The organism is Cupriavidus sp. FW305-26 (assembly GCF_058787975.1).
Genome location: NZ_JBYTAH010000018.1, coordinates 1 through 12,769, shown reverse-complemented (window position 1 = coordinate 12,769; position 12,769 = coordinate 1). Strand labels below are relative to the sequence as shown.

The following is a 12,769-nucleotide window of genomic DNA, read 5'->3' as shown; positions in this document are numbered from 1 at the left end:
AAAAGCCCCGCCATGGGCGGGGCTTTGTCAAACCATACGGCGCGGCCGGATTGTATCAGGCGTAGCGGCGCAGGCGCAGCGAGAAATCTTGCAGCGCCTGGATGCCGCTGGCCTCGGCACGATGGCACCAGGCCTGCAGCTGCTGCAGCAGCTGCTCGCGCGTCAGGTTGGAACGGCCCCAGATGGCGGCCAGTTCACGGCGCATTTCGACGAAGGTCTGCAGCGCCTTGTTCTGTTCAACGATGCTTGCCAGCTGTTCGCGCTGCGGCGCGGCCAGCTTGGTTTCCTCGCGGTGGAACCACTTGCTGGCGGGCTTGAAGCTGCGGTACTCGGCCACGCGGCCTTCCTTGAGCTTTTCCAGTTCCTGGCGGAACGCGCCCTTGACGGCCTTGGCATAGCGCGCCATCACGTCATAGCGGTTGGCGATGATCGCTTCCAGCGTGTTGTGGTCAACCGGGCGGGCTTCCACCAGGCGTGCCTTGGGCGGAGTCTTCTTGACCTTGGCCAGGCCGACTGCCTGCATCGCGCGGATATAGCCCCAGCCCACATCGAACTCATACCACTTGATCGAGAACTTGGCCGAGGTCGGGTACGTGTGGTGGTTGTTGTGCAGCTCTTCGCCACCAATGATCAGGCCCCACGGCGACACGTTGGTCGAGGCGTCCTCGCAATCGTAGTTGCGATAGCCCCACCAGTGGCCCAGGCCATTGATGATGCCGGCGGCATGGATCGGGATCCACAGCATCTGCACGGCCCAAACGGTCATGCCGATCACGCCGAACAGCGCGAGGTCGATGATCAGCATCAGGCCGACACCCTGCCAGCCGAAGCGCGAGTACACGTTGCGCTCGATCCAGTCATTGGGGCAGCCATGGCCAAACTTGGCGATGGTTTCCTTGTTCTTGGATTCGGCACGATACAGCTCCGCTCCCTCCAGCAGCACCTTGCGGATGCCGCGGGTCTGCGGGCTGTGCGGATCTTCTTCGGTTTCGCACTTGGCGTGGTGCTTGCGGTGGATGGCGGTCCACTCGCGCGTGACCATGCCCGTGGTCAGCCAGAGCCAGAAGCGGAAGAAATGCTGGGCGATCGGGTGCAGATCCAGCGACCGGTGCGCCATGCAGCGGTGCAGGAAAATGGTGACACTGGCGATCGTGATATGCGTCATCACGAGCGTGTAGATGACGATCTCCCACCAGGTCCAGTTGGCAAGGCCGTTGGCGGCCCAGTCAAGAATAGTGTCGAACAAACTGTTCTCCGTCGGTTAAACAGGGACTTTCCCGTGCAGCCCGGCGGGGCCGGTGCACGCAACGCGCAGAAAAAAGGCTGCGAATCCAAGTGATTGCGATAGCTTTCTGGCGCCTGCCACGGGACCCGAAGTCATACCGGGCTCCCAGGCACACGAGTCTCGCGCCGGCGCCGGGATGGCCTGCGCTGGCGGGACAAGGTACGAGCCGCTGCAATCTGGCGGCTGTCTGATGTGGGAGCGTGCGCTGCAACCTGAAGCTGCAACCCGCGACAACCCGGCATTCTACCGGATCGCGCGACGCGCAAGCATACGCTATTTCCCGGATTTGGACGGAGCGCCACAGTTTTCGTTCCGTGGGTGGCGCATGCTGCGCCCATCTTGCGGTCTATGCGGCACTCGCCGCATTCGCTGCATCCGCTACCGTCTTAGATGGGGGCAGATCGTTGCCGGGCAAGGGTGCCTCGCCCAGCACGCGGAGTTCACGCTGCGGATAGGGGATGGAAATCCCATGCTCGCGCAGCGTGCGCCAGATCGCGCGGTTCATCGCCGACTGCACCCCCAGCTTGCCGTTCTGCGGATCGGCCACGAAGACCGCAACCTCGTACTCGATGCCGCTATCGGCAAACAGCACCAGGAAAGCGGCGGGCTCCGGGTCGGGCAGCACGCGCGGCAGGTCGCGCACGCATGCGGTCAGCAGCGCGATCACCGTTTCCGGATCGGCGTTGTAGTCTGCCTGCACCCGGGTGGCCACGCGCACATTGGTGTTGGAGAACGAATGGTTCTGCACCGGCTGCGCCACCAGCTGCTCGTTCGGCACCAGGGTTTCGCCATCGCCGTTGCGCACCACCGTATAGCGGGTGCGGATCTGCGACACGATGCCGGTGTACTTGTCCACCGTGATCTGGTCGCCCAGCTTGACCGAGCGGTCCAGCAGGATGATGAAGCCGGAGATGTAGTTGCTGGCGATCTTCTGCAAACCCAGCCCCAGGCCCACGCCCAGCGCGCCGCCGAACACCGACAGCACGGTCAGGTCGATCCCCACCAGCGACAGGCTCAGCAGCAGCGACACCAGCAGCAGCAAGGCCTTGGAGATGCGCGTCAGCACCACCTTCAGGTTGCCGTCGAGGTTGGCCGAGCGCATCAGCCGCTCTTCCAGCCAGGAACCGAACCACAGCGCCACCAGCACCGTCAGCAGGATCCAGACCACCGCCATCAGGGTCTCGGCCAGGCTGATCTTCTGCTTGCCGCCGATCGCAAAGCGCACGCCCTGCATCCACGCCACCACGTCCGCCAGCACGCCCAGCACGTACAGTGCCATGCCGGCCCACACCAGCGTGGTCAGCACCTTCTCCACCAGCAGCAGCATGCCATGCAGCTGGCCACTGCCCGACATCACCCGGCGCAGCACATAGAAGGTGGAATTCAGGAAGGTGATGCCGAACAGCGGCACCAGCGCCAGGCGCAGCACGCTGATCGGGATCAGCGGCTCCAGCGCAAAGCGGGCGATCAGCACCAGCACCCATCCGGCCAGGGGGAACATGGCGCGCTCGAGGCTGGCGGCGGCAAAGCGCACGGAGAAGCTTGAGCCTTGGTAGCGCGCTTCAAGGCGCCGCACCACGAAGCGCGCCAGCGGCCAGGCCACCAGCAGGCAGCCGGCCAGCACCAGCAGCTGCCAGAAGAAGCCCGGCCCGCCTGCGTCGCGGATCAGGTCGTCCAGCATCTTGCCGAACATGGAGTGGGAGGCCTTCAGGTCTTTCAGGCCACCCAGGTCGGACAGGGTCTCACCGTTCATCGAGGAAACTCAGGGTTGGCGCGGCCGCCCGCGCGATCGGCAGGCGGCCCGGCAGGCACCGGCGCTCAGCTGGTGCGTTCCAGCACCGCGGCAAAGAAGCCGTCGGTCTGGTGCAGGTGCGGATACAGGGCAAACATGCCGTTGTCCGGCAGCCCGGTCACTTCGATCTTCTGCTCGGCCAGCACTTCGGCGGCCGGCACCAGGCGGAAGTTGGGGTGCGCAGCCAGGAAGTCGCGCACGATCTGCTCGTTTTCGGCTTCCAGCACGCTGCAGGTCGCGTAGACCACGCGGCCGCCGCCCTTCACCAGCCGCGCGGCCGAATCCAGAATCGCGCTCTGCTTGGCAGTCAGTTCCAGCACCGACTCCGGCGATTGCCGCCATTTCAGGTCGGGGTTGCGGCGCAGCGTGCCCAGGCCGCTGCAGGGCGCGTCGACCAGCACGCGGTCGGCCTTGCCGGCCAGGCGCTTGATCTTGGCGTCGCGCTCGGAGTCGATCAGCACCGGATGGACGTTGGACAGCCCGCTGCGCGCCAGCCGCGGCTTCAGGTTGGCCAGGCGCTTTTCCGATACGTCGAAGGCATAGAGCCGGCCGGTCGAGCGCATCGCCGCGCCCAGCGCCAGGGTCTTGCCGCCCGCGCCGGCACAGAAGTCGACCACCATCTCGCCGCGCCTGGGTGCGACCAGGTTGCACAGCAGCTGGCTGCCCTCGTCCTGCACCTCGACCAGGCCGTTGACGAAGATCGGCAACTGGTTCAGTGCCGGCTTGCCGGCCATGCGGATGCCGGCCGGCGCCATCGGCGTCGGCTCGGCGCCCAGGCCGGCGGCGTGCAGCTCGGCCAGCGCGGCCTCGCGGCTGGTCTTGGCCAGGTTGACGCGCAGGTCCAGCGGCGCCGGGCGCAGCAGCGCGTCGCCCAGGGCTGCGGCGAAGGCCTCGCCGTGGCCGCGCACCAGTTCGTCGTACAGCCACTCGGGCAGGTTGGCGCGCACGCGCGGCGCCAGGCTGGAGCGCTCGATCGTGGTCAGACGGTCCAGCCACTCGGCTTCTTCGGGATGCAGGAACGGCGTCAGCGTGTCGCGGCCCAGGGTCGCGGCCAGGCCCAGCAGCGCCAGCCGGCGCGAGGTCGCGCCCGTGCCGCTTTCGGCAAACTGGGCAAACTCGACGCGCCGGCGCAGCACCGCGTAGATGGCCTCGGCGATGATGCCGCGCTCGCGGTGGCCAAGCTTGCTGTTCTCGCGGAAGTAATAGCTCACCACGGCATCGGCCGGGCGCGCAAACAGCATGACCTTGCCCAGCAGGCGGTCGATATGCTGGATATGGGTGGCATGGAGGCCGCCATGCGAGCGGACCGGGGCACCGTTGGCATTGGGCGACTTGCGGATGGGGCTGCCCTTGCCCTTGCCCTTGCTGCGCGCGGGGGCATGTCCTTCGCTGCGCGGGGATCGGGTTCCTGCCTGGGTGCGACTCATGCCTTGACTCCTCCCGCCGGGGTATCGGCGGAGATGGCCATCAGCAATTGCGATTCGGCCGGGTTGATAACGTTGACTACGCCGTCCTGAAGTTGCAGGCGGTCCTCTACGAACCATTGCACGGCGCGGGGATAGATCACGTGCTCGCATTCGAGCAGGCGCGCGGCCAGGCTCTCGGGCGTGTCCGCCGGCCGCACATCAAGTGCAGCCTGAATCACGATCGGGCCATGGTCGAGTTCTGGGGTGACAAAGTGCACGGTGGCGCCATGCAGCTTGACGCCGGCGTCGAGCGCCTGCTTGTGGGTGTTCAGGCCCGGGAAGCATGGCAGCAGCGACGGATGGATATTCAGCAGCCGGCCCGCATAGCGGTCGACGAAGCCGGGCGTGAGTATACGCATGAAACCGGCCAATACCACCAGGTCGGGCGCGTGGGCGTCGATGGCCTCGGCCAAAGCCGCATCAAAAGCGGCACGGTCAGGGTGCTGGCGATGGTCGACCACGCCGGTTTCGATGCCATGCTGCTGCGCGAATTGCAGCCCGGCGGCGTCCGGCCGGTTCGACAGTACTGCCGCCACCCGGGCGGGCCAGCCGCCACCCGCGCAGGCACGGACGATGGCTTCCATATTGGAGCCTCGTCCGGAAATCAAGATGACAATTTTTTTCATCGCGCAATTCTACCAAGGCAAGGCGCTAAACTCTGGTAAAGCCAACGCATTACGTGCTTAATTCACGAGATTCGGACAGGGCGCGATGTCTCTAACATGTGACGGCATGCCCGTATACCCCCGATTGATGGATTGTGACGCTTCGCCCCCTCTGCTAGAGTGGGCGCTACGTCCACGCGCCAACCCTGTGCATGACACAGTGCTCGCCAAGAGCTGGTGACAACAAGGACGAAACGGGAATTTGAACGGGAATTCGCATGTCGAACGCTGCACCGACGTTGTTGGTGGTCGATGATCATCCTATGGCTTTGTCAGGCACTACGGCTTTCCTCGCCGAAGTCATGCCGGATGTGGCAGTCCATGCCGCCGGCAGTGCCCGCGAAGCCCTGACAAGCCTGCAGCAGGGTCTGCGCCCCGATATCGTGCTGCTCGATATCTGGCTGAACGATGGCACCGGCTTCGATGCCATGCAGTCGTTCAAGACCGTCATCCCCGGCGCACGCTTCATCTTCATGTCCGCCGAGGCCACCCCCGAGATCGTCGGCCGCGCCCGCGCGCTGTCGGCCTGCGGCTTCGTCGGCAAGCACCTTGATGCCAATGCCTTCACCGCCGCGGTGCGCAAGGTGCTGGCAGGCGACACCTCCTTCCCCACCGATGAGGCCCTGAACGGCCGCGCGCAGTCGTTCGGGCCCGCCCACGGCATTCCGGTCACGCCGGCCGAGCTCGGCCTGACGCCGCGCCAGGGCTCGGTGCTGGCACTGGTGCTGGAAGGCCTGCCGAACAAGGTGATCGCGCGCCGCCTGGGGCTGACCGAGAACACCGTCAAGGAGCACGTGTCAGCCATCCTGCAGCGCCTGGGCGTGCGCACGCGCATGCAGGTGATGTCGCGCATGGAGCGGTTCCGCCTGCGCCAGTAACGCAGGCCGGTACCCTACGCCGGCCGCAGCCAGCGGCGCAGCAGCAGCCGCAGCGAAGCCGGGTCCACCGGCTTGGGCAGCACGAAATATCCCGCCTCTTCCGCCGCCGCCAGCGCGGCGGATTTCAGGTCGCCGGTCAGCAGCGCGCTGCGCGCCTGCGGCTGCGTGTTCTGCCAGCGCTCGAGCAAATCCAGTCCGTTCTCGCTGCCGGGCAGGCGCAGGTCGCAGAAGATGATGTCCGGGCGCAGGCCCTTGGCAAACAGCTTGTCGGCCTCGGCGCCGTGCGCGGCGCAGGCCACGCGGATGCCCCAGGCCTCCATCAGCGCGATCCAGGCCTTGCGGATCTGGCTGTCGTCGTCGACCACCAGCACCGTGCCCTGCAGGCGGTCGGGCTTGGCCTCTTCCGCCTGCGCCATCGCGCGCATCTCGCGCACGCTGGCCACGGTCTCGGCCGGCACCGTCGCCAGCGCGAACCAGAACACCGAACCCTTGCCCGGCACCGAGCGCACGCCATAGGTGCCGCGCATCAGGCGCACGCATTCCTTGAAGATGGCCAGCCCCAGGCCCAGGCCCTGCGACGGGTCGCGCTGCGGGTTATGGACCTGGTAATACGGCGAAAAGATGTCGGGCAGGTGCTCGGGTGTCACGCCGGCGCCGGTATCCCAGACTTCCAGCCGCACATGCTTGCGGCGCTGGCGCGCGGTCACCAGCACACCGCCGCGCTGGGTGTAGCGCAGCGCGTTCTGCACCAGGTTGAACAGGGCCCGGCGCAACAGCACCGGCTCGGCCATGGCGTAGAGCTCGTCGGGCACGCGCGGGGTCAGGGTCAGGCCGCTTTCGCGCGCATCGGCGGCAAACTGGCTCATCACGTCGCGAATCAGCGCGCCCAGCTCGCATGGCTCCAGCGTCGGCAACACCTTGCGCCCTTCCAGCTTGGACAGGTCCAGCAGCGAACGGAACAGGAGGTCGATGGTCTGGGTGCCCGCCGCCACCTGCTCCACCAGCGGATGCAGCGCCGACGACTGGTTGCGCGCGCGCAGCGCCTCCACCAGCATCACCAGCGCATGCACCGGCTGGCGCAGGTCGTGGCTGGCGGCAGCCAGGAAGCGCGACTTCTCCTCGCTGGCATGCAGCGCGCGCTCCTTTTCCTCCTGGAACTGCTTGGCCAGGCGGCGGCTGTCGCCCTCGAGCTGGATGGCGCGCACCAGCGTGACCTGCAGGTGCAAGGCATGGCGCGACAGCATCAGACCATAGATCACCAGCAGCACCTGCACATAGACGCCATGGCCGGGGAAGGCGAATTCCGCCATCAGGATATTGGGCACCAGGATCGGCACGCCGGCATAGACCAGGTTCGACGGCACCGGCGCCTGCGACACCGCGCCGCCTGCCAGCACCCCAAGGGTCAGCAGGTACAGCACGCTGGAGAACACGGCCGAGCCCGTATACAAATGCAGCAGCGCCGAACTGCCCCAGGTCACGCCGGTCAGGAAGGCAACCGCGCGCATATTGTTCCACCACTTGCGCGTGTGCGCGGAGCGGCTCATCGAGGCATGGTCGCGCTGGTAGCCGACATAGAACCACAGGCCGCCGACCGTCAGCAGCAGCATCACCGCGCACCAGCCGAGCAAGGCCGCGCGGCTCACGTCGTTCCAGAATCCCAGCGTGGTCAGCGCGGGCAGCAGCACCGAGGCCACGATCGCCGTGGGCGAGTTCTTGTGCACGATGGCCATCAGCTTGGCGCGCGTCTCGACGTCGAGCTGGGCGGTCGCCTGAGGCAGGACTCGGGGCAGGAGCCGGGAAAAGAACCGGTTGGGCAGCGCTTTCAAGTGTGGCTGGCTTGGAATGGGCGGATGTCGGGGGCAGCAGGTGCCAGCGCCGAAGTGAAGCCGAAGTGGGCCATATCATGCCGCCTTTTGCGGCATTGCGCCATGCCGCGAGGGCCGGTTGCGGCACAAAAACAGCAGCGCGGCACCGGCCGCGGGCGGCGGGAGCGGCAAGCGGACCCATTCGCCTTATAATGCTCGCTTTACCTGAAACGTTTCCCGCCGTCCCCGTGAAAGTCTTCCGCGGCCTGCCCAACGCCGAAAGCCGGGCGCCCTGCGCGCTCACCATCGGCAATTTCGACGGTGTGCATCGCGGCCACCAGTCGCTGCTCGCGCGTGCGCGTGCAGCCGCCGACGCACGCGGCCTGCCGCTGTGCGTGATGACCTTCGAGCCGCATCCGCGCGAGTTCTTCACCCCGGACAAGGCCCCCACCCGCATCGCACTGCTGCGCGACAAGCTGGAAAGCCTGCGCCGCAACGGCGTGGACCGGGTGGTGGTGGAACACTTCAACGCCCACTTTGCCGCCCAGTCGCCGCAGGCGTTCGTTGAGAACGTGCTGTGGCACGGCCTGCACGCGCGTTGGGTGCTGGTCGGCGACGACTTCCGCTTCGGCGCCAGGCGCGCCGGCGACTTTACCTACCTGCAGGAAGCCGGGCGCCGCTACGGCTTCGATGTCGAGCAGATGGGATCGGTGTCCGAAGGCGGCATCCGCATCTCCAGCTCTGCCGTGCGCCAGGCGCTGGCCGACGGCGATCTGGAGCATGCCCGGCGCCTGCTCGGCCACGGCTATGCCATCAGCGGCCACGTGATCCACGGCCGCAAGCTGGGCCGCGACCTGGGCTTCCCGACGCTGAACCTGCGCATCTCGCACAAGCGGCCGGCAGTCAGCGGCATCTTCGTGGTGCAGGTGCACGGCATCGCCGACCAGCCCCTGCCGGGCGTGGCCAGCATCGGCGTGCGCCCCACCATCGAGGACGCCGGCCGGGTGCTGCTGGAAGTCCACCTGTTCGATTTCAAAGAGAACCTGTACGGCAAGCTGGTGCGGGTTGAATTCATGAAGAAGCTGCGCGACGAAGCGCGCTTCGACAACCTGGACGAGCTCACCGCCGCCATCGCCAAGGACAGCGCCGATGCGCGCGCCTTCTTCGGCCTGACCGCCCCGGGCGCGGCCGAAGGCAGCGGCGGGCGCGACTTCGCCACCTCCGCCACCGACCGAATTAGGTAGCGGCCGGCGCCCGCCCGCACGCCAGTGGCGCGGGCCCGGCACGCACGCCGCCGCCCCAGTCTTTCCGCGCGCCCGCCGGCCTGCCGCCGCCCGCGCGCCAACCCGAATTGCCCTGAGAATCGAAATGCCTGACGACAAACGCGCCAAGCCCGAGAAAAGCAAATATCCGGTCAACCTGCTCGACACGCCCTTCCCGATGCGTGGCGACCTGCCCAAGCGCGAGCCGCAGTGGGTCAAGCAGTGGCAGGACAAGCAGCTCTACAAGAAGATCCGCGCGGCCCGCAAGGGCGCGAAGAAGTTCGTGCTGCACGACGGCCCGCCGTATGCCAACGGCGACATCCATATCGGCCACGCCGTCAACAAGGTGCTCAAGGACATGATCATCAAGGCGCGCGGCCTGACCGGGCTGGACGCCGTCTACGTGCCGGGCTGGGACTGCCACGGCATGCCGATCGAGATCCAGATCGAGAAGAAATTCGGCAAGGGCCTGCCGGTGCAGGAGGTCCAGGCCAAGGCGCGCGCCTACGCCACCGAGCAGATCAAGCGCCAGATGGTGGATTTCGAACGCCTGGGCGTGCTGGGCGACTGGGACCACCCCTACCTGACCATGAACTACAGCAACGAGGCGGATGAACTGCGCGCACTCGGCAAGATCATGGAGAAGGGCTATGTGTTCCGCGGCCTGAAGCCGGTGAACTGGTGTTTCGACTGCGGCTCGGCGCTGGCCGAGGCCGAGGTCGAATACAAGGACAAGGTCGACCTGTCGATCGACGTGGGCTTCCCGTTCGCGCAAGCCGACAAGCTGGCACACGCCTTCAAGGTGCCCTTCGAGCAGCTCGACGGCAAGCCCGGCTGGATCGTGATCTGGACCACCACGCCATGGACCATCCCGAGCAACCAGGCGCTGAACGTGCACCCGGAAGTGGAATACGCGCTGGTCGAAACCCCGCGCGGCTACCTGATCCTGGCCACCGAGCGCGTCGAGGAGCAGCTCAAGGTCTACGGCCTGGAAGGCAAGGTCGTGGCCACCACCACCGGCGCGGCATTGTCGGAAATCCGCTTCCACCACCCGCTGGCCAGGATGGACGCGGGCTATGACCGCCTGTCGCCGGTCTACCTGGGCGACTATGTCACCACCGACACCGGTTCGGGCATCGTGCACTCGGCGCCGGCCTACGGCGTGGAAGACTTCCAGTCGTGCAAGGCGCACGGCATGGCCGATTCCGACATCATCAGCCCGGTGATGGGCAACGGCGTCTATGCCGGCACGCTGCCGCTCTTTGGCGGGCTGTCGATCTGGGACGCCAACCCGAAGATCGTCGAGGTGCTGCAGGCCTCGGGCAACCTGTTCAATTCGCACAAGTACACCCACAGCTACATGCACTGCTGGCGCCACAAGACGCCGATCATCTACCGTGCCACCTCGCAGTGGTTCGCGGGCATGGACGTGGACCCGGCCGACGAGAACGGCAAGACCGGCCCCACCCTGCGCGAGACCGCGCTGGCCGGCATCGACGCCACCGAGTTCTTCCCGGCCTGGGGCAAGCAGCGCCTGCACAACATGATCGCCAACCGGCCGGACTGGACGCTGTCGCGCCAGCGCCAGTGGGGCGTGCCGATGGCCTTCTTCCTGCACAAGGAAACCGGAGCGCTGCACCCGCGCACGCCGCAGTTGCTGGAAGAAGTGGCCAGGCGCGTCGAGCAGCATGGCATCGAGGCCTGGCAGACGCTGGACCCGGCCGAGCTGCTGGGCGACGAGGCCAGCCAGTACGAGAAGAACCGCGACACGCTGGACGTGTGGTTCGACTCCGGCACCACGCACTGGTCCGTGATCCGCGGCTCGCACCGCGACGACCTGTACGATCCGTCCGCCGATGAAGCCGATGGCCGCCTCGCCGACCTGTACCTGGAAGGCTCGGACCAGCACCGCGGCTGGTTCCACTCGTCGCTGCTGACCGCGTCGATGCTGTACGGCAAGCCGCCCTACAAGGCGCTGCTGACGCACGGCTTCACAGTCGACGGCGAAGGCCGCAAGATGTCCAAGTCGATCGGCAACACCGTGTCGCCGCAGGACATCTCGAACAAGATGGGCGCCGAGATCATCCGCCTGTGGGTAGCCTCGACCGACTACTCCGGCGAGCTGTCGATCTCGGACGAGATCCTCAAGCGCGTGGTGGAAGGCTACCGCCGCATCCGCAACACGCTGCGCTTCCTGCTGTCCAACCTGTCCGACTACGACCACGCCAGGCACGCGCTGCCGGCGTCGGAATGGCTGGAGATCGACCGCTACGCAGTGGCGCTGACCGCGCAGCTGCAAAAGGAAGTGCTGTCGCACTATGAGGTGTATGAATTCCACCCGGTGGTGTCCAAGCTGCAGACCTTCTGCTCCGAGGACCTGGGCGGGTTCTACCTCGATGTGCTGAAGGACCGCCTGTACACCACCGCGCCGGACTCCAAGGCCCGCCGCGCGGCGCAGAACGCGCTGTACCACATCACCCAGGCGATGCTGCACTGGATGGCGCCGTTCCTGTCGTTCACCGCCGAGGAAGCGTGGCAGATCTTCGCCCACGGCACCGAGCACACCGACACCATCTTCACCAGCACCTACTACGCGATACCGGAAGTCGACGATGGCGCCGACGACCTGCTGCAGAAGTGGCACACGCTGCGCGAAGTGCGCGCCGAGGTCACCAAGCAGCTGGAAGCGGTGCGCGTGGAAGGCGAGATCGGCTCGTCGCTGCAGGCCGAACTGACCATCCAGGCCGGCGGCCCGGTGCTGGACGCGCTGCAGAGCCTGGGCGACGACCTGCGCTTCGTGCTGCTGACCTCATCGGCCAAGGTAACGCACGCGCCCGAGGCCGGCGACCTGCTGGTCACCGTGACCCCGTCGACCCATGCCAAGTGCGAGCGCTGCTGGCACTACCGCGCCGATGTCGGCCACAACCCGGACCATCCGACCCTCTGCGGGCGCTGCGACAGCAACCTGTTCGGCGCCGGTGAACACAGGAGCCATGCCTGATGGCATCGACCACGTCCCGTTCCGCGCGCCCGGCACGCCGCAACAACAAGGCCGCCAGCACCACCCCGCTGCTGTGGATGGCCTTCGCGCTGCTGGTGGTGGTGCTCGACCAGTTCTTCAAGATCGTCATCGTGCGCACCTTCACCTATGGTGAATCGCGCCCGGTGACCGGCTTCTTCAACCTGGTGCTGGTCTACAACAAGGGCGCGGCGTTCAGCTTCCTGGCCGATGCCGGCGGCTGGCAGCGCTGGTTCTTCACCGGGCTGGGCATCGTGGTGGGCGCGTTCATCGTGTGGCTGCTGTATCGCCACACCGGACAGCGGCTGTTCTGCTTCGCGGTGTCGCTGATCCTGGGCGGCGCGGTCGGCAACGTGATCGACCGCGTGGTCTACGGGCACGTGGTCGATTTCCTGGATTTCTATGTGCGCAACTACCACTGGCCGGCCTTCAACGTGGCCGACTGCGCGATCACGGTCGGCGCGGTGCTGCTGATCGTGGACGAGCTGCGCAGGGTGCGGCGCCACTGAGCGCCCTGATTGTGTTCCCCTCTCCCCTCACGGGGAGAGGCTAGGGTGAGGGGCGGTTCAGCAAGGCACCACGCCACCAGAACCG

9 protein-coding genes are annotated in these 12,769 nt (G+C 66.7%); 4 read left to right on the top strand and 5 right to left on the bottom strand.

Features of this window, described 5'->3' with window-relative positions; all coding sequences use genetic code 11:
* Positions 1–55 precede the first annotated feature (55 nt).
* From AC3WQZ_RS12640 to purN, 4 genes are all read right to left on the bottom strand, one after another.
* The gene (locus AC3WQZ_RS12640; protein WP_010814984.1) at positions 56–1,246 is read right to left on the bottom strand and encodes a DesA family fatty acid desaturase; all 1,191 of its coding nucleotides are present in this window, start codon (positions 1,244–1,246) and stop codon (positions 56–58) included.
* Between the two features lie 385 nt (positions 1,247–1,631).
* A complete protein-coding gene (locus AC3WQZ_RS12635) occupies positions 1,632–3,038 on the bottom strand; it encodes a mechanosensitive ion channel family protein (RefSeq protein WP_010814985.1) in 1,407 nt (468 codons plus the stop codon).
* A gap of 65 nt (positions 3,039–3,103) precedes the next feature.
* A complete protein-coding gene (locus AC3WQZ_RS12630; RefSeq protein WP_010814986.1) occupies positions 3,104–4,504 on the bottom strand; it encodes an RsmB/NOP family class I SAM-dependent RNA methyltransferase in 1,401 nt (466 codons plus the stop codon).
* Positions 4,501–5,169, bottom strand: a complete 669-nt coding sequence (gene purN, locus AC3WQZ_RS12625; protein ID WP_037023529.1) for a phosphoribosylglycinamide formyltransferase — start codon at positions 5,167–5,169, stop codon at positions 4,501–4,503. Before purN ends, AC3WQZ_RS12630 begins: the two co-directional genes overlap by 4 nt.
* Positions 5,170–5,426: 257 nt before the next feature.
* On the opposite strand from purN, the gene AC3WQZ_RS12620 reads away from it, so the two are divergent.
* Entirely contained in the window at positions 5,427–6,086 is a 660-nt protein-coding gene (locus AC3WQZ_RS12620) for a response regulator (protein WP_011615962.1), read from the top strand.
* A 14-nt stretch (positions 6,087–6,100) separates the two neighbouring features.
* Here AC3WQZ_RS12620 and AC3WQZ_RS12615 read toward each other — a convergent pair whose 3' ends face one another.
* Positions 6,101–7,915 carry a hybrid sensor histidine kinase/response regulator gene (locus AC3WQZ_RS12615; protein ID WP_010814989.1) on the bottom strand — a complete coding sequence of 605 codons (1,815 nt, stop codon included), beginning with the start codon at positions 7,913–7,915 and terminating at the stop codon, positions 6,101–6,103.
* Between the two features lie 227 nt (positions 7,916–8,142).
* On the opposite strand from AC3WQZ_RS12615, the gene AC3WQZ_RS12610 reads away from it, so the two are divergent.
* The 3 genes from AC3WQZ_RS12610 to lspA all read left to right on the top strand — a co-directional run bounded on the left by AC3WQZ_RS12610 (position 8,143) and on the right by lspA (position 12,684).
* The gene (locus AC3WQZ_RS12610) at positions 8,143–9,138 is read left to right on the top strand and encodes a bifunctional riboflavin kinase/FAD synthetase (protein WP_010814990.1); all 996 of its coding nucleotides are present in this window, start codon (positions 8,143–8,145) and stop codon (positions 9,136–9,138) included.
* Positions 9,139–9,262: 124 nt separating this feature from the next.
* A complete protein-coding gene (ileS, locus tag AC3WQZ_RS12605; protein ID WP_492300649.1) occupies positions 9,263–12,157 on the top strand; it encodes an isoleucine--tRNA ligase in 2,895 nt (964 codons plus the stop codon).
* On the top strand, positions 12,157–12,684 hold the full coding sequence (lspA, locus tag AC3WQZ_RS12600; RefSeq protein WP_010814992.1) for a signal peptidase II: 528 nt from the start codon (positions 12,157–12,159) through the stop codon (positions 12,682–12,684). The genes ileS and lspA overlap by 1 nt, the downstream gene beginning before the upstream one ends.
* The last annotated feature ends 85 nt before the right edge of the window (positions 12,685–12,769 follow it).